Genomic DNA, 18,400 nt, shown 5'->3' with positions numbered 1-18,400 from the left:
GGCCCCGGGGACGGCGGGTCACCGCCGGAGCAGGACGATCACCGAGCCCCACATCGTCAGCAGCACGTTGCCGAGGGCGTACGGGACCGTGGTGCCGAGGGCCGGGATCTGGCTGCGGGCCCGCTCGGCGAGGGCGCCGAGCGCGGCCGTGGTGGTCTGCGCCCCGGCCAGGGCGCCGAGCAGGATCGGCAGCGGCAGCCGCTGCACGAAGTGCCCGTAGAGGAAGCCGGCCAGCAGCGGCAGCGTGGTGACGACCGCGCCCCACAGCAGCAGCGGCCACCCGGCCTGGCGCAGGCCGGGGACGAAGCTGGGGCCCGCGTTGAGGCCGACGATGGTGACGAACACGCAGAGGCCGAGCGTGCCCATGAGCCACTGCGCGGCGGAGGGCAGGTTCCCGTACGTCGGGTACTTGCTGCGCACCCAGCCGAAGACCAGGCCCATCAGCAGGGCTCCGGTCGAGGTCGACAGCGACAGCGGGGCGCCCGCCGCGCGCAGGGCGGGGATGCCCAGGCAGCCGCCGAGGAAGAGCCCGAGGGCGATCCACACCATGTCGGTGGCGAAGCTGGTCGGCACCGGCGTGCCGAGCTCCGCGGCGGCCGCGTCGACCCGCTCCCGGGGCCCGGTCAGGACCAGGGTGTCGCCGCGCTCGACGGTGTTGTCCAGGCGCACCCGCAGGTCGACGCCGGCCCGCCAGTGGCCCTCGATGAACACGCCCGGCATGAACTCCTCGTGCCGCAGGGTGCGGATGGTGCGGGCGCCGCCCGCACCGCGCCGGCCCGTCACGACCACGTGCAGCGACTCGGTGCGGTAGCCGAGCAGTTCGCTGTCGTCGGTCTCCATCCCGATGTGGCTGCGGGCGTCGTACGCGACGAGGTCCCCGCGGACCGCGCTGATCGCCAGGGTGTCGCCGAGCTCGATCCGGGTGTCCGGATCGTGTTCGAGGATCCGGCCCGCGCGGCGCAGCCGGGTGATGTACAGGCGCCGCCCGGCGGCCTTCTGGTCGGCCTCGAACTCCCCGATCGTGCGGCCCGCGAAGCGCGGGACGTCCACGTCGTAGGCGCGCAGCACGTGCTTGTAGTAGCCCTCCCCGGCATCGGGATCCTCCTCCGCCGCCTCCAGGTCGGCGGCCAGTACGGCGCTCTCGGCCGCGAGGTCCTTGCGGACGAGGCGCGGCAGCACCCCCGCGAGCAGCAGGGCGGGCAGGACCGTACCGAGGGGGTAGGTGACCGCGTAGGCGACGGCGACCAGATGGGATTCGTCGCGGGCCTGGGCGGGGCCGAGGCCGGGGAGGCGGGAGATCGCGTCCGAGGCGACGCCGATCACCGCCGACTGGGTGAGCCCGCCGCCGAGCAGCCCGGCGGAGAGCCCGGGCCCGTAGCCGGCCAGGGTGGCGAAGGCCCAGGCCACGGCGAGCCCGCTGATGCAGACGATCGCGGCGAGGACGACCTGGGGGAGGCCGTCCTTGCGCAGGGCGCGGAAGAACTGCGGGCCCACGTCGTAGCCCAGGGCGAAGAGGAACATCAGGAAGAAGACCGACTTGATCGGCCCGTCGATCTCCACCTTGGCCTGGGAGCCGATGACCAGCCCGGCGATGAGGCATCCGGTGACCGCGCCGAGGGCGACGGAGCGGTAGCGCAGCCGCCCGAGCAGGAAGCCGGCGGCGATGGTCAGGAAGATCAGCAGTTCCGGATAGGGCAGGAAGACGTTCGCCCTGAACCACTCCATCCGCTCTCCTGCCTCAGACCGCGGCCGCCTGCGAAAACGCTAGGCGAGGTGCCGGGGTCCCGCATTGCGGGCGCGGGCGCGGCCGGCCGGTTCAGGCGTCCAGGACGAGGTCGGACGCCGGGACGGACTGGCAGGTCAGGACCTCGCTGTCGGGGAGGTCCTCGGACGGCGCGACCAGATGGGCGGCCTCGCCCGCGAGGACGGCGCAGGCACAGCTCTCGCACTGCCCGACGCGGCAGCCGCTGGGCAGCGCGAGGCCAGCCCGCTCGGCGAGGGAGAGGAGGGTGCCGTCCGTCTTGCGCCAGGTGAGCTCGCGGCCGGAGCGGGCGAAGCGCACGGTGAAGGCCGCGTCGTCCGGGACGGCGACCTCCCGCCGCTCGGCCCGGAACCGCTCGCTGAAGATCTCGAAGCCGGGCACGCCCCGCGCCTTCAGCCCCGCGGTCAGCGAGTCGATCATCGGCCCGGGGCCGCAGAGGTAGAAGCGGGCACGGCGGGCGATCAGTTCGGGGGCGATGTCTTCGGCCGTCACGAAGCCGCGGCGGTCGTGGTCCCGGCCGGGTACGTCGCCCTCGGCCGGGTTCGCGTAGTGGTCGATGATCCGCAACGCCCCGACGCGTTCTTCGAGTGCGCGCAGCCGGTCCCGGAAGGGGTGGTCGGCCGAGCTGTCGTTGCCGTGGTGCAGGACGACCTCGGGGACGGTGCCGCCGGTCCGCTCGAGCGTCTCCAGGTAGCCGAGGAACGGGGTGATCCCGATGCCGCCCGCGAGCAGCACGACGGGGGTGTCGGTGTGCGTGGGGATGCGGAAGACACCGCGGGGGGCGGTGAGGTGCAGCCGGTCGCCGACCCCGAGCCGCTCGTGCACGTACGTGGAGAAGGCGCCGTCGGGGACGCGGCGTACGGCGAGGTGGTAGGCGCAGCGGCCGGCCTCGGTGGCGGGGCCGGTGAGCGAGTAGCTGCGCCCGTCCGCCGGATCCCCCGCCGGGCCGGAGGGGTCCTGGGCGTGCACGGTCAGGTGCTGGCCGGGACGGTAGTCGGGCAGGGGGCCGCCGTCGGCGGGCTCCAGGCGCAGCGTGCGGATGCCGGGGCCCTCGGCGGCCACGGCGGTGACGGTGAACGGGCGGGTGCCGGTCCAGGTGCCGTCGCCGGGCGCCGGGCGGATCTCGCACACCGCGGAGCGCAGCGGCACGGACCCGCTCAGCGGGTCGGCGCCGTCGTGGCCGACGAGCCGGTTGAGGTTGCTGCCGGTGGCGGCGAGCGGGTCGGCGCCGGGCAGCGCCAGGTCGGCGGCCTCCTGCCACCAGCCGTACTCGCCGACCACCACCGACGGGTGCAGCGACTCGTCGAAGCGGGCCCGCAGGCGGATGCTGCCCAGCCGGGTGGACAGCTCCACCCACTGGCCCTCGGCGATGCCCCGTACGGCGGCCGCCCGCGGGCTCATGTCCACGCACGGGTCGGTGGCGCGGCGGCGCAGCGAGGTCAGCCCGCGGTGCTGGCTGTGGACGAAGGAGCCGTGCTTGGCGCAGGTCAGCACGAGCGGGAAGGCGGGGTCGGTGGGGGCGGGGTCGCGGTGTTCGGGAACGGCCGGGTAGCCGTGCTCCAGCAGCCGCTCCGAGTACAGCTCGACGCGGCGGGTCGGCGTGCCGAACCCGGCCACCGTGCCGTGGCCGTCGGTCTGCGCGGCGTACTTGCGGTAGGCGGGCGGCCGGGGCACCCGCACCCCGCCGGGACGCTCGCGCAGCTCCCCGACGGTCAGGCCGAGCGGCTCCAGCTGCCAGTTCCAGGCCGCCTCGACGTCCCCGTCGAAGAACAGCCCGCCCATGCCGAGGCGGCGGGCGAGGTCGAAGACGACCTCGGTGTCGGACCGCGCCGCGCCCACCGGCTCGACCAGGCGCGGCCGCAGCTGCACCTGCTCCTGGGCGCGGTGCCCGATCTCGAAGCCGAAGCGCAGGGCCTCGTGCTCGTAGGCGCTGCTGACCGGCAGCACGATGTCGGCGCTGGCGCTGGTCGGGTTGGCGAACAGGTCGAGGTGGACCTGGAACTCCAGCTGCCGCAGCGCCCGCGCCACCCGGTCCGAATCGGGCTGGGCCACCACCAGGTTCGACCCGAAGCCGATCAACGCCCGCACCGGGTAGGGCTCGTGCTCCTCGATGGCGCGGCACAGGTCGCCGGCGTTGACGTAGCCGAGGGCGGGCGGTCCCAGCGGGTGCTTGTCCAGGCCGAGCGCCTTGGCCCGCTGGCCGGGCGGGAACTGGTCGGGGGAGGCCGCCGCGTTGTACGGGGGCGGGGGCACGACGTGGTTGCCGCCCCGGGTGTCGTAGGACCCGGTCAGCGCGTACAGCGTGGCCAGCGCGCGCTCGGTCTGGGCCGCGTTCCCGCTCTGGCCGACCCCGGTCCACCCGTAGTACGTCACCGAGCCCGCCGCGCCGATCTCCGCCGCCAGTGCCCGGATCTCCCGCTCGGGAATCCACGTCGTACGCGCCACCCGGTCGGCGGGCCACCGAGCGCAGGCGTCCGCGTACCGCTGGAAGGCCGGGACGCAGTCGACGGCCCCGCCCGTACGCGTCACCACCCGGCGCACCCCGGTCAGCGCGAACCGCCCGGGCCGCCGGGCGGCCCGCCCGGTGTCGTACGCCTCGGGCACCCCGCCCTCCTCGTCCCAGACGACGAACCCCTCCGGGCCCGCGCCCCCTTCCCCGGGGAGCTCCCCGGCCCGCAGGAACCGCCCGGTGTCGGCGCGCACGAGCAGCGGGGCATTGGTCCAGGCCCGTACGAACTCCTCGTCGTAGGTGCCGTTCTCGATCAGCAGGTTCGCCAGGCCCAGCGCGAGCGCCGCGTCCGTGCCCGGCCGCACCCGCAGCCAGTGGTCGGCGCGCAGCGCGCTGGTGGACCGCCGCGGGTCCACCACCGCCAGCTTCATGCCGGCCGCCTGCGCGGCGGACACGGCGGCCGACTGCGACAGCCAGGTCTTGGCCGGGTTGAAGCCCCACAGCAGGGCGAGGCCGGCGTGCGCGTAGTCGGGCGGCGGGAGGGGCGAGCCGAAGGTGAAGGCGTGCGCGAAGTCCTTGTGCCAGTTGCAGATCTCCGCGCTGTACACGGTGTTCGGGCTGCCGAAGTGGCGCACGAAGCGCTCGATCCACTCGGTCGCGTCCGACACCATCGTCCCCGAGGGCGTGGCCACCGCGAAGGCCACCGCCTCGGGCCCGCTCTCCTCGGCGATCCGCCCGATCCGCCCGGCGATCTCCCCCATCGCCTCGTCCCAGGAGATCGGCTCCCAGCCCGGGTCGGGGTCCGACTTGGGGCGCGTACGGCGCAGGGGCGTGGTCAGCCGGCGGGTGCTGTGCGCGATCTCGGGTGCGGAGCGCCCCTTCGGGCACATGGCGGCCCCGGTGGGATGCTCCGGATCGGGCCGCACGCCGGTGAGCCGGCCGTCCTCGACGGTGTAGACCGCTCCGCACCGCGACTTGCACAGGGTGCAGAACCCGCGCTTCTCCTCGACCGCCACTGGGACCTCCCGACGCCGGCGGCCTCGTCGCCGCACCCTCCATTGGACGCCGTTCGATCGATCATTTCCCCGGCCACTCGTCCCGCATCCCGAGGCCCGAAGACCCCCGCGCCGACCCGGCCGGTCGGCGGCGCCGCAGTCACCGCAGGCCGACGCGCCGGGCGGAGAGGGAGTTGATCAGTGCGGCGCCGCGCTCGGCGTCGTCGACGCTGACGGCGAACTCCGAACCTGTGCGGGGGCGGATGACCAGGCATTCGCCGGTCCGGAGCATCACCGCCGTTCCCAGGCCGCTGAGCCGGTAGCCCCAACCGCCGACCTGCGCAGGTGTCCGTGACTCCGCCCGCGCCGATTCGATGTCCTGGGCGGCCCAGTGGCGTACGGGCCGGCCGAGCGGTCCGAAGGCCACGTCCAGCCCCTTCTCCGTCACCCGGGCCTGCACGGAAGAGCAGAAGAGCACGAGGATCGAGGCGATCGCGAACGGTGCGATCAGCGCCCACCGCAGGTCGATCAGCCCGGCTGCGGCCACGAGGCCGGTGAGGGCGGCGGTCAGCTGGAGCCACGGGTTCGTCGCACGGGAAAGCCAGACGAACCGTTCCCCCTCGGGGATCTCCATCCGCGGCGCGCCGCCGGTCTCCTCGCCGGAGGCCGGGGTGGCCCCACGACGCCCCGCCAGCCACCTGAGCACGCCGGCTGCCGTCGCGGCCGCCGCCGTGGCCGCGATTGCGCTACCCACGGAGCCGGCGTCGCGCCATTCGGCCCGGTCCAGGTTGGCGCGCACGATGGATGCCTGGACGCCCGCCAGGAACACGCCGCCCGACAGCAGCGCCGCGCCCGCCCACGGCCCGGCGCCCACACCACCGCGCCGCACCGAGAAGCCGACGGACAGCGCCAGGACCGCCCAGATCAGTGCCGGGAACAACGACGCCGCCCATCAGGGCATCGCGCCGTCGGCCGACCCTCCACCCCAGTGCGTGGCAAGCCCAGCGGACTGGCGGACGGACAGCGAGGACGGGACCCGAGCCGGTGAACTGAGAACGCGTAACGCGAAGAGCCCCGCAAGCAGCGGGGCTCTTCGACATCGCGCCCGGTGAGGTGCCGGCGGACCTACTTGCCGTGTTCTGGGCCGTACCACTGAAGGGCTTGCCCGGTCACCGCGGCGATGCACTCGAAGTCGTGATCGCGATGGAGCAGGGTGAGCCCCTGCAGCTCAGCTGTCGCGGCGACGACCAGGTCGACAGCTCCGGCACTTCGGTGCTTTCCCTGCTTGGTGAGGGCTTCCTGGACCTGCCAGGCTCGGTCGTAGGCGCGGTCGTCGACGGAAACCCAGCCGAAGATCAGCCGCATGTCCTCGATGCCTCGTGCCCGGTCGGCAGCTGACCTGGCGCTGTAGAAGAACTCGAGCTCGGTGATCGGACAGGTCGCGATGAGTCCAGCTGCGGCGGCCTGGTCCCAGCCGTACTGCTCTGCTTCGCTGCGCATGAAGCGCGCGAGCGCGCTGGTGTCGATCAGAAACTGGGCCGAGTTCACCGGCGGTAGTTCTCCTTGTTCTCGAACAGTTCCAGATCGAATGCGCCGTCGCCCGCCGCGGCCCGCAGCCGCGCGAGAGCCAGGGCACGACGCCGACTCTCCAGCACCTCGCGAAGGGCGGTGTTGACGGTCTCCTTCTTGGTGCTCGTCCCAAGGGCCTTCGCCACATCGGCGACCAGGTCGTCGTCCAGGTCGATGACCGTCCGACTCATGTGTGCCTCCTGATATCAGATGTGGGGCCAAGTATATCTCGCGAGGCACCTTGCGTGGGTGTCGTCGGGCGCCTCGGGCGATGTACCCGACCGTGACGGCGGCGCAGGCGCTGCTGGATGGCGTGAGCGGTCGGTTGGCCGGCACGTCGAGGCCTGGGCGTGCGGTCGTCCAGAGCCCCGGGTGCCCTAGCACCTCAGCAGGGCAGACGGAATGGTGGGCAACAAGCGTGCCACGCACCCCGCGTGTGGGGACACCTTGGCAGCGAAAGCATCGACTCTCTATTCGCCGCCGACATGAGAGGCGCCATTCTCCACATCGTCGGGATGTACGATGGAATCCTGGATTCCCGAGATGTGCATAAGCGACTTGACCAACACGACTCGGCTATTGCCAATCCAGAGTACCCTAAAGGGGAGGGAGCCTTTCCTGGCCATCCTCGATGCTTGTGATTCTGAAAGGCCGATAGCGTTGGCGGCCTCACTGAAGCCGATATGTTTCGGCAGGAGATCGGAAATTCGATAGTAGAGGTTCTTCCCGTCCACCCAGGATCGCCCAACCTGTGCGGGAGTAATGCACGGGGCATCTGACTCATCGCGAAAGCCGCTGCGAAGTTTGCGGTGAAGGGCCTTGGCGTGGTCCATGGCCCCCATTCGCTGCAGCAAGGCTCCTGTCCGCTCACCGCGAATTCTCTCATCGGCATCCGGATCCCGCACCGTGCCTACGTCAATAATCGATGATGAGGGCAGCGTGGAATCTTGCTCATGTGTGGAATCGGCAATCAAAAACTCCGCGGTTGGCGCACACGTTTCCGAGCTTCCGGCTTCCACCAGGCCGCGAGCGCTGGTGAACGCGCGAACCATCATGGTGTCCAGGAGCTTCTTGGGAGGCGTACTGCCGGCCATGGAAAACCATGCTTCCAAGGCGCCCTCTACCATCGCAGACCTGATGTCAGAGACCTCGTAACGCCATTTTTGCGCCAACTCTTTCGACCATCCCTTAAAGTAGGGAGTCAGGAGGTCCAATAGGATCATCAGCCATTTCTCCCGATCCCGGCGAGTGCTCTCTTTCGCCAAAGTGCACACCGACTCCCAGAGGCGCAAACTGGCTACGGATTTCGATCGACCAAGTTGAACTTTCCCGCGCAGTACTTGATATGTGGGATGGATCTTGATGGCGCACGCTTGAACATCGCCGACATGTGCGCAGATGGGATCCCCGCCGATCTCGCGCAGAACTCGCTCCGTGATGAGAGTGAAGACATCGCGCATGGTTTTCCTCTCGTGCCGCCAAGTCGGGCCTACGGAAAATCATGAGGCGTGGCGGCTGCACTTCGGAGATTTTTACTGAGATCCAGCCCCATTGAGTGAACTAGGTTTGACGGCGCCAAAATATTCGGCACATGACTATCTGCAGTCGACAGATTTCGCCCGGCCTGCGGCGCAGAGCGACTGCGGCCCCCCGGAACCCGCTGCGGCCTGGTACGCCAGCCGCTACGGGCGCACGTCTGGTTACTGCCCGCGCTGCGGTGAACACAGTGATCGCCGGGATGCGCCGTCAGCAGCACCTCACCAGCCGTATCCATAGGGACACCGTCGACAAGGCCGGCGGCCTCCTCTGGGGAATGGCCTTGAGACAGCCTGCGGGTGCCAACGTGCCTCGCGTGAGCCAACAGCCCGGTCCCGGCCGACCTGATGCTTCACGTCGCTCACCTCGGCGAGCGATGAGGGCCCGTCCCCTATCGCGAGCGCGCCGACGAAGTCGTCGGTGGTGGGGCGAAGCCGGCGCGATGGGGGACAGCATGCCGGTCTTCGTCCGAGCCGAGGTGGCGGCCGGGTCGGCCGCACATGTGCGTGCCTCGCACCGACTGCGGGGCGTGGAGTGCTGACCGGTCGGTGGGAGTCCCTGCCCACAACGCCGGAGCCGGAGGCCGACGACGAGACCACCTTCTTCGGCAGGGGGAGACCTGACGCGCAGGAGGAGAAGGCTGTTCACGAGCGATGCCCGCCCCGCCAGGGGCCTCGGTCAGCCCACAGGAGGTTCATGCTTGCCCTCATGTCCGCCCAGCGCCGGCGCGGCGGCAGCGGCGGCCCTGGGCTGCCTGCCCCGGGAGATCGGCCCATGCCTGGTGTTCTCGGCTGACGTGCTGCCACGGCCACATCGCGGCGATGGCCTGTGACGCCTGACGGACCTCCGCCAGGCTCAGGTCGGTGGGTTCGTAGGGTGGAACTGCTACCGCGGAACGCAGAAGGCCCCGGCCGGTTTCCCGGTCGGGGCCTTCAAGTGCCCGGTGAGGCACTGGCGGAGGATACGAGATTCGAACTCGTGAGGGGTTGCCCCCAACACGCTTTGTTCGACGCCTGAGGCTTCCCAGAATCACGGAGAGCTTCAGCGCTCGCCCGAGAGCGCGGCGGTCAGTCCGTGGGCACCGGTGCTATAGAGGACGTCGATGATGTCGAGGCACTGCGCGCGGACCTCCGCATCCCCCTGCCGGTACAGGCGGAGCACCGCCTCGATCAGATACCGTTGGATCAGCGCGTATCCGCGTCGACCCTCTCTGCTGTTGCGCTCGGATACCGCTGCCAACGCCTGGCATGCCTCGATCGCTCGGGAAGGCAGCCGCGCGGCCGATTTGGCGAGGGCACGGGCCAGCGTGTCGGGGTGCTCCATAAGGGCGGGGCTGCCGAGGAAGGCGCCGATGAGACCGTCCGCGGCAGCGGGCGACAGCGACATCACGTCGGTCATCGCGCGTGCTGCCGCTGAGCGTACCGCCGCATCGCTGTCATGGAACATCCTTTGGAGCAGCGATGCGCCATATGCGGGGTCCCCGGCGGCCATCTCGGCGGCGCCCTCGCGTGCCGCCGTCGCGAGCCCGGCCGGGTCGGTGGGCAGGCCGGGGATCAACCGCCCCTGCATGCTCAGGACCGCCCAAGTCGCTCCGGCGTACCGGGCAGCTTCCTCCGGGCCGCAGAGGGCCCGGAGGAGTTCCGGTGCGAAGCGCCGGGTGTCGCGGATCAGGCTCCAGGTGAGCAGCCAGTGGGTGGTCCGGGCCTCGTGAACCTCGACGCGTGTGTCGGTGAAGAGGCTTTCCGCCAGGTCTAGGGCGGTCTCCGGGGCGTAGCGCAGCAGAGCGGCCACCGCCTCCGCCGCGCAGACGCGGACCGCCATGATCGGGTCCACCGCGAGTCTTCCGAGTAGGGGGATGAGTTCCTGGGCAACCGTGTCCGACGCCCTGAGCAGAGCGCCGATGGCGAGCGCGGCCTGCCCTCGTACGGAGTTCAACCCTGCGGTCAGGAGGTCCCCGCCGTAGGGGTCCAGCCCTGGGTCGGCACCGGATCGCGCCGCCTCGCCGGCGGGATCCGGGTCCGCGACACAGTCGGTCAACAGGTCGACGAGGGCGGCGTGCCCTACGACATCCGAGGCAGCGGTTTCTATGGCCCCGCAGATGGTTCTGGCGAAACTCTTCCCCATGAGACGACGAGCATGGGAACAGAGCCGGAGCAGGGCATCGGCGTCGGTCTTCCCCGCAACCCCGTCGATCACGGCTGCGAAGGCAGGAGCCGGAACGGTCTCGTCGAAGGTGAGCGCCAGCCGAACGAACCGTTGTGGCTCCTGCCCGGCTACGGCACGCAGCATGGAAGCCAGCTCGGTCGCTCCGCCTGTCGGGATGTCGCCTTCCCAGTTGGTCTGTTCCGTGTCGTACTTCCTCAGCGCACGCAGCCACTGGTCATCTGTCATGTGCTCACCTGCGGAGCCGGGCACCGGAGAACCCACCCAATGGGCCTCTTGTCTCCGAGGCCCGATGGGAGGATGCTGCCCGAACTTTCGTTCCAACTCGCCGAGGCGCCTCTCCACAGCAGCGCTGCGGCGCTTCTCGTCGACCGCGCCAAGGAGCACGTACTGCGCTCGCCCGAAAAGGCGACGGCCCTCGGGGAGCCGCTCCCAGCGGGGAAAGTGGTCGAGTAGAAGCTGGACGAGCCGCTCCAGAGTGGTGTCCTCGCACCGCTGCGTCGTCGCGACGATGAGTTCACGTGAAGCCCAGTACGCACTGTCCGCCCAGCCGATACGCAAGTGCTCGGGGTCGCTCATCAGCCAGGCGAGCGCTTCGTCCGGGCGGTTCCAGACTGTGTAGGTCCGGCAGGCAAGGAAGCGCAGGGCCCGACCACCGTCCACCGCCGTCAGGGCCTCTACGGCCTCGGTGACGGAGGAGGGGTCCTGCTGGGCCAGGGTCCGCAGGGCCTCGTGAGCCGTCCAGTACAGGGCTTCGTCAAGGTCGGGTTGGAGCTCAGAAGGGGGAAGCGCCCACCGGGGGCGTAGAAGGGAGACGTCGGAGAGGGCCGCGTGGCTGGACTTCGCGACCGCGATGACGAACGGCAGGACGTGTTCGAGCGCTGCCGCGGGGGCCGCCTCGGCCGCCTCGGTGACGAGCGTGCCCGCTCTGGAGCCTGTGTGAATGGGCAGATGGCCGGAGGCGAAGGGGTCGCCGTGACCCGCTGCGGCGGCTTGCTGTAACCCGCGGGTGAGAAAGGTTCCCAGCACCTGGAGTGCGACACCTACGTCCTCCTGGGCGAGCTGTTCGAACAGGGACCAGAAGTCCGCCTTGGTGTCGGAGGGCTCGTCGGGCCCGACATCGAAGTCACCACGGTCGATGAGAGCGAGGATCAGCCCGAGGGTGTGCACCGAGGGCCGTGACTGGACCCAGGAGAGGAGGCGCTGCCGCCACGGACGCCCGGCATCCAGATACGGCTCGAGGAGTTCCGTTATGCGCGCCGAATGGTGTGGGGTGCCCCACTCCAGTTGAGGGAGGACCAGCGGTACCGCTTCGGGTGTGGCGAGCCACCTTTCCCACCTTCCGGTGTCGGCCGCCTCGAACCAGGAGGGCAGGGCCAGCAGGCGGCGCAGGTTGCCCGAGGTCACATCCTCTCCCCAGGCAAGGGGTTCCAGCGCGGCCCAGTCCTCGCTGGTGGCGTCGAGCTGTTCGAGTACGGCCACGACCACGAACCGCAGATGCGGCCGGACAAGGTCCGAGGTGAGCAGGCGAACCGCAGTTTGCCGGAAGGCCGTGCGGTCAGTGTCCCGCAGATGTTCCAGGATTTGACGGGTCTGGGCCCGGCGGAACAGGGCCTGTCCGCTTGTCGCGAGGAAGTCATGGAGGTCGTGGCCCGCCAGGACGAAGGAGCGGGCGAAGAGATAGTCGAAGTACGTCTCGTGGAAGAACCCGATACGGCCGTTCTCCGCGTGGAGAAGGATTCCGGCCGAGGAGAGCACCGCCAGGTCGGTTCTGGCGAATTGGTCCAGGAGCGCGTAAGGAACGGTGACGGTCTCGCGTCGGCTCATCTCCTCGACCAGATGCTGGGTGATGGCCGGCCAGACCGCCCGGGGGAGCAACCGCTCCACCTCACGCCGCTTGTCGTCTGTGTACTGATCGTAGAGATCTTGCAGGCTCCGATAGGCCGTTGCCCGCGCCCCCTTCGTCAATCTGCTGAAGACGGCGAGGTGCAGGGGTGTCCGCAACAGGGCCAGGGTCTCCGTGTCGAGTTCCTCCGGAGGTGTGCCGCTCTGCTCGAGTACTGCGCGAACGGCCTGGTCGTCCAGCAGCCCCAGCACGAACCGCTCGACCATGTCTTTCTGGTCGACCAGGCTTGTGAGCCTTGGGTCTTTCTCGACATCGACCGTCCGCGCCACCAGCACGACCTTGACGTTCGGTGAGTTGGCCAACGCCTCCAGCATCTCGTCGACGGCTTCGAAGACCTCCGGGATGCGCCCGCTGTAGCTGCTCACCGCATCGAGCTGGTCCACGACCAGCAGAGCGGGACCGCCCTGCGCCACCTGGGCGATCAGCGCGGCGGGGGAGTCGGGGAGCCTCAGTCGTGAGCCCACTGCCTGTGCGGTCCGGTCGTCTGCCTCCACCTCGTCCATCCGGAAGGGCAGGACCGGCCATCCCCGGTTGGCCACCAGGCCGATGACCTCCTCGACGACGGCGGACTTCCCCATTCCCGCGGGGCCTTCACAGACGACGGTGGCCGGCCCGTCCTCCGCGACCAGACGGTCCAGCAGTTCCTGTGCGTGGGGCCGTGCGGCCAGTCCGAACGGAGGGCGGATGCTTCTGCCGCGCCGCAGGAAGCGCTGCCGGGCGGCATGGACGGCCTCTCGGGTGGCGTCAGCTGCGTGGGGGCCGTGCGGCGCGCTGCCTGTTGTCTGCGGTGCTTCGAGGAACACGTACTGGTTCCAGCAGCCGACGGCGAAGCCGTGGTCGGATGCCTGTACGAGGTCCGCTCGGGCGCATGGTGCGGTCCCGTCTCCGGCGGGGAGCGGCGCCGCCCGCGTGATCCGTTCGGAGGAGGGTGGGCCTGAGTCACCCGGTCCGTTCAGCCCAGTGCCGGACCCGGGCGGAAAGGGGAAGTGAAGTGCACGTCCCCGTTCGCCACGCCCACCACGAGCGACCCGCGGTCGGCCTGGAGCCGCACGTTCTCCCCGGCGATGACGCCGGGGGCAGCGGCCGCCGGGGCGGCGACGGCGACGTGGTCGCGCACGAGACGCTGGAGGTGTGCTGCCGCAGCGTGGCGTTCATCGGCGCTCAGTTGCTCCAGCACGTCGGTGAAGCGGCCTTGCCAGACCATCGCGTGGCGGGCGGCGACAGCCCGGGACGAGGAGTCGACGGCCGAGCGCAGAGCCTCCTCGGTCTCGGCCAGGCGGGCGAGGTCGGCCCGCTCGGCCTGCCCGCCCCGGGCGAGCCAGCAGGCCACCTGTTCCCCGAAGAGCGTCCAGTGACCGGTCCCGGCCGTCTCCACCACGGCCACCCCGGCCTCTGCCGCGATGCTGCTCAGTGCTTCCGGTAACACCTGGCCCCTCCCGCTCGGTCTTCGGCTCGTCGACACGATAGTCATCCGATGCGGTCGGCAGGGGTGATCGCGGAAACCATGCGATCTGGAACCCGATATGTCGCATCTCCTGAGGGCCGGGGTGCGGAATCGGAGTCAGAGGGATCCTTGCACGTCGAGCGCCTGATACCGGGCTGCGGTCACAGCACGGGGTCATGGGCTGCGCCCCGGGTTCCCGTGCCCGAGCAGAAGGAGGAAACATGAAACTTTGCTTTAGCCGGCTGAACGATGCGCGACCATGCCAGAATCTCCTTCAGAAGGCGACCGATGGGCAATTCGGCTGTACAAGTATGGGAAAGGTGGGGGTATGGACGTCCCGTTACGTTTCGGTGCGGAGCTGCGTCGGCTGCGTGAGGACGCGGGAATGACGCTCAAGCAGCTGGCGGAAGTCACGACCTATAGCACCGGGCATCTCTCCAAGATCGAGCGGGGTGTGAATCCTCCCGCGATGAATCTGGCCCAGTGCTGTGACGCCTACTTCAATGCCGGCGGACGGTTACGCCGACTGTTCTCCGCGGAGGTTCAATCGGCCGTAAGCAGGCCGAGGCCCGCGCGGCGCCGGGTGATCGCCACAGGAGTGGGCTCGCTTCTCGCCGCCCGCATGGCGGACGGGGGTGGGGCCGGTCATGTCGGCGACCAGGACCTACCGCCGGGCGCCCTCTTCCAGGAGCAACTGCACCAGATGAAGAGGTTGGGCCAGAACCTGGCACCCGCCGCGATGCTGCCCGTTCTCCGCTCACAGGCCTCCACCGTCACGACGCTGGCCTCCCGCACCACCGGACCCTCCCGGGCCGGCCTGTTCATCACCGCATCCCGCTTCGCCGAGTACATCGGGTGGATGGCCCAGGAGAACGGGGACGAGACCACCGCACTGCGCGCCACGGCCGAGGCGGTGGAGCTGGCGCAGGCCGGTGGGGACACGGATCTGGCGGACTATGCGCTGGTCCGCCGCGCGCTCGTCACCTACTACGACGGGGACGCTCTCCGGACGATTGCACTCGCCCGACAGGCTCAGCGCAGCGCCGCGCCGCCCAGAGTCAGAGGTCTGGCGGCCCAGCGCGAGGCCCAGGGCCATGCCCTCGCGGGTGACGAAAGGGCCTGCGGAAGAGCGCTGGAACGGGCGCGCGATCTCTTGGCAGCTGACGTGGACCCATCGGTCGGCCCGGTGCTCGGCACCACCCAGCTCAAGGACCCGGTCTCGATGGTGGAAGGGTGGTGCCTCTACGACCTGGGTTGCCCCCGGCAGGCTGCCGACGTGCTGGAGCGCCAGTGCCGGCGCATTGCACCCCACGCGCTAAATACTCGTGCGCGGTACGGCCTCCGGCATGCTCTGGCGCTCGCCGCATCGGGTGAGATCGAGCGGTCGTGCGAAACGGCCCGCGAACCGCTGGCCTTCATGAGCGTCGTTTACTCGGCCACCGTCCGTACGGACTTGCGTCGGCTGGATCGTGAATGGTCCCGGTTCCGTGGAAACCCGGCGGTGCGCGCGCTCCGTCCCGCACTCGCCAACGTACTCGGCGTCGGCCGCTGAGGGCTGTTTCCGGTCACAGAAGTCTTGGCCGCACAGTAATTAGGCCGCTTTTCGTCTCCGGATCCGGCCCTCCGGGTCTTTGGTATCCCATCGACATCATTTCGTCCTTCCGTCGCAAATGGGAACATCGCACAGAAACGGAATTCTGCATGCCTCTCATCTTTGTGAATTACCGGACCAGCGACGAGGAAGCTACCGCCACACTTGTGGAAAGAGAACTGTCCAGGGTGTTCGGCAATGACAATGTCTTCCGGGCGAGCAAGTCCATCCGGCTGGGAAGCCGGTTCCCCCAGGAATTGCTCACCGCGGTCCGGCGCAGCAGCGTGCTATTGGCCGTCATTGGGCCCCGCTGGCTGCAGCCGGGAGGTCCCGGCGGCCGGAGTCCTCTGGAGGATGAGGACGACTGGACCCGGAGGGAGATCAGGGAAGCGCTCGAGACCGGGGCCGTGGCCATCCCTCTGCTGGTTGGTGGCGCGAAGAGGCTGCGCCCCGACGACCTTCCCGGCGACATCGAGGCCCTGGCCTCCTGCCAGTACCGGCGGCTCAGCCACCGCAACGCGGATGCCGACCTGACGGGGCTGGTAGACGACCTCGTGGAGCTGCTGCCCGAACTGGGAGCCGCCGCGCGGAGCAACGGCTACCGAACCCGTTCGGCAACATTGGCCGACGACCTCGGCACCGACAGGGACGGGGCCGGAGACGCCCGGACGCAGGCCAGGGTGATCAAGCACCGCCAGCGCGGGGGGATCGGCAATCTCAACGGGGACTTCTCCGGAACCTTCGTCAGCGAGCCCCAGGGCCCGGTCCACACCGGGAGCGGGCACCTGTATCAGGCGCGTGAGCAGTACCTGGGCCCGCGTAACTCCGGCGACGGAGGCAACGTGCAGTACGTGGGCGAGAACCATGGGGAAGTCCGGCAAAGGACAGGCCGAAATGGGCGGCCTGTGGACGAGGAATGTTGACCGGCACGGGCGGTACGTCGATCAGCGACCCGCAGGGACCGGTGCACAGCGGTGACGGTGACCAGAACAACGCCTACTACTACTCGATCGGCCTGCGAGAACCCCTGGTCAGGGCCGGCGTTGATCGGCTGGAGATCGTACGCGAGCACCGGAAGCGGCTCGCCAAGTGCTTCGTATGGCCGGGCGGATACGCCCGGGCGACCGACCGGCTGGTGCGGCCCGGTGCGGTGGTGCTCCTGGAAGGACCGCCCGGAATCGGCCGGCGCTCCGCGGCGACCATGCTGTTGGTGGAGGCGTCGGTGCCGGGCAGCCGCATCGAGGAACTGCCAATCGTCAGGGAGGAGGAGCCCTTCGACCCGTCATCCGACGACCGCTATCTGCTGGACATGTCGAGCATCGGCGACAGCGACTACCCGGCTGCTCAGCGCACGCTCATGTTTTATCGAGCGCTGGTCGAGGAGAGCGGTGCCCGGCTGGTCGCCGTGGCTCCGTCGGGTCTGGAATGGATGCTCGATGCGGAACTCGCCCCTTTGGCGGTGCACCTCGAACGGCCGCATGGGCGGGCGGCCTTCAGCCGGCACCTGAGGGTGCGGGGCGTGAGGTTCGAGTACGAGCAACTGGACCACGGTGACCTGCCCCATCTGTTCGAGACCGCTCCCATGCGGGAGTTGGACCGCTTGGCGGGCCTGGTGGTCCAGGCCCGGGACCGGGCCGGCCGTGGCACGAATTTCGAGCACTGGAGGGACGAGGCGATGGCCGCCGCGACCAACTGGTCGCAGCAGGTGGCCGGAGACCTGCGGCAGCACCGAGGCGCGGAGGAACGAGCACTGCTGCTCGCGGCAAGCATGACGAGTGGCGGACCCGCGGACACGGTGCTGAGCACCGCGCACAGCCTTCTCGGCGTCCTGGGACACCCTCCGGACGAAACGCCCAAACTGGCCCGGGCGGGTCTGAGTGAGCAGTTCGAGGAGTTGTCCCTTGCCCGGGAGGACGACGGGCGGGTGCGGTTCGTCAGGCTCGCTTACGACGACGCGGTCAGAAGGCACTTCTGGGAGAACTTCCCCGAACTCCGCTCAGACTTCCGGGACTGGGTGGGCGAATGCATGCAGCTTCCTGGCCTCGGGGCGGAGGACCGCGCGCGTCTGGTCGCCCGCTTCGCGGAGCAGGTCCTGCGGATCGATCGACCCGATGACCTGCATCTGCTCATCGAGAAATGGACCCACCCCTCGGCAGAGGGCAGGTTGCGGGCCGAGGCCGCGGCGGCGCTCGAACTGGGCCTCAGCCACGAACGGTACGGGTCGCGGTTCCGCTCGCACGTCTTCCAGTGGGTGACGATGGCGCGCATAGCACCCGATCTCGCACGAGTGTTGACGGTCGTGTGCCGGCAGGTGATGGCCGTCACCCATCCGGAGCAGGCTGTGGTCCGGCTCAGGCATCTCGCCCTGCGGCAGGAGAACCCCGAGGACATCAAGGCGGCGGCCCGCTCCGCTCTCCTGGAGCTGGCGCGCGGCAACCGGCGGCTGTACGGGCGGCTGGTGCACCGCCTTCTGCCACGGGCGAGACCGGCGGACGGCGGGCTGGAGGTACTTCTGGCGCTGCTCGACCCTGCTGAACTCCGCGTCCACCCGCCCTGGCAGGCATTCGTCTTCGCCTGGCGGGCCGTGATGGCGGGGAAGCCGGCGCGCGCCTGGTCCCCATCGGTGCAGCGCTGGCTCGCTGCCCTGACGCTGCGGCGGGTGGGGGAGGAGGTCCTGAACGCGTTGCTCCTGGCCGCCTACGGAGACCGGGACCTGTTGAACCAGCTCTATGTGATGACGCGCGACTGGGCTGAGTCGGAGCCCGCCGACACGCCTGAGGGATTGCGGGCCCAGCGCGACGACCGTTTGCAGACCGCAGACCGGTTCTGCCGGGAAATCGACCTTGCGCAAGGAGTCGGAGACCTCGCCTCGGCTTCGGGTTCGCAAGGGACAAGGGAAGGACCATGAGTCCCCAACACATCACGCGCCTCATGTCTGGCGGAGTCGTTGCCGCAACCCTGGCGGTGGGAGTCGCGCTTGGCTGT

General features: G+C 69.9%; 11 protein-coding genes. 3 read left to right on the top strand and 8 right to left on the bottom strand.

The genetic code is table 11. The features are described from left to right. Window positions 1–18: 18 nt before the first annotated feature. The 8 genes from ACFWP3_RS06645 to ACFWP3_RS06610 form a co-directional block, all read right to left on the bottom strand. A complete protein-coding gene (locus ACFWP3_RS06645; protein WP_384216841.1) occupies window positions 19–1,725 on the bottom strand; it encodes an aspartate:alanine exchanger family transporter in 1,707 nt (568 codons plus the stop codon). 91 nt (window positions 1,726–1,816) lie between these two features. After that, complete coding sequence (locus tag ACFWP3_RS06640) at window positions 1,817–5,227, bottom strand: molybdopterin-dependent oxidoreductase (protein ID WP_384216839.1); 3,411 nt, start codon at window positions 5,225–5,227, stop codon at window positions 1,817–1,819. A 139-nt stretch (window positions 5,228–5,366) separates the two neighbouring features. Continuing rightward, window positions 5,367–6,146, bottom strand: a complete 780-nt coding sequence (locus ACFWP3_RS06635; protein ID WP_384216837.1) for a hypothetical protein — start codon at window positions 6,144–6,146, stop codon at window positions 5,367–5,369. Window positions 6,147–6,331: 185 nt separating this feature from the next. Beyond that, entirely contained in the window at window positions 6,332–6,754 is a 423-nt protein-coding gene (locus tag ACFWP3_RS06630) for a PIN domain nuclease (RefSeq protein ID WP_384216835.1), read from the bottom strand. Then, window positions 6,751–6,966, bottom strand: coding sequence for a type II toxin-antitoxin system VapB family antitoxin (locus ACFWP3_RS06625; protein WP_023548893.1), 216 nt, complete (start codon window positions 6,964–6,966; stop codon window positions 6,751–6,753). Before ACFWP3_RS06625 ends, ACFWP3_RS06630 begins: the two co-directional genes overlap by 4 nt. 279 nt (window positions 6,967–7,245) lie before the next feature. Then, the gene (locus ACFWP3_RS06620) at window positions 7,246–8,235 is read right to left on the bottom strand and encodes a hypothetical protein (protein WP_384216832.1); all 990 of its coding nucleotides are present in this window, start codon (window positions 8,233–8,235) and stop codon (window positions 7,246–7,248) included. 1,117 nt (window positions 8,236–9,352) lie between these two features. Further along, window positions 9,353–13,183: a hypothetical protein gene (locus ACFWP3_RS06615; RefSeq protein WP_384216830.1), complete on the bottom strand. Its 3,831-nt coding sequence runs from the start codon at window positions 13,181–13,183 to the stop codon at window positions 9,353–9,355. A 149-nt stretch (window positions 13,184–13,332) separates the two neighbouring features. Continuing rightward, window positions 13,333–13,806, bottom strand: a complete 474-nt coding sequence (locus ACFWP3_RS06610) for a hypothetical protein (RefSeq protein ID WP_384216829.1) — start codon at window positions 13,804–13,806, stop codon at window positions 13,333–13,335. Between the two features lie 346 nt (window positions 13,807–14,152). Between ACFWP3_RS06610 and ACFWP3_RS06605 the strand changes: the two genes are divergently transcribed. From ACFWP3_RS06605 to ACFWP3_RS06595, 3 genes are all read left to right on the top strand, one after another. Further along, window positions 14,153–15,376, top strand: coding sequence for a helix-turn-helix domain-containing protein (locus ACFWP3_RS06605; protein WP_384216827.1), 1,224 nt, complete (start codon window positions 14,153–14,155; stop codon window positions 15,374–15,376). A gap of 149 nt (window positions 15,377–15,525) precedes the next feature. Next, window positions 15,526–16,338, top strand: coding sequence for a toll/interleukin-1 receptor domain-containing protein (locus tag ACFWP3_RS06600; protein WP_384216825.1), 813 nt, complete (start codon window positions 15,526–15,528; stop codon window positions 16,336–16,338). Beyond that, entirely contained in the window at window positions 16,332–18,323 is a 1,992-nt protein-coding gene (locus ACFWP3_RS06595; protein WP_384216823.1) for a hypothetical protein, read from the top strand. The genes ACFWP3_RS06600 and ACFWP3_RS06595 overlap by 7 nt, the downstream gene beginning before the upstream one ends. Window positions 18,324–18,400 lie beyond the last annotated feature (77 nt).

The sequence above is a fragment of the Streptomyces sp. NPDC058525 genome (assembly GCF_042719495.1).
Taxonomy (GTDB): domain Bacteria; phylum Actinomycetota; class Actinomycetes; order Streptomycetales; family Streptomycetaceae; genus Streptomyces.
This window is presented reverse-complemented; position numbering and strand designations above follow the sequence as displayed.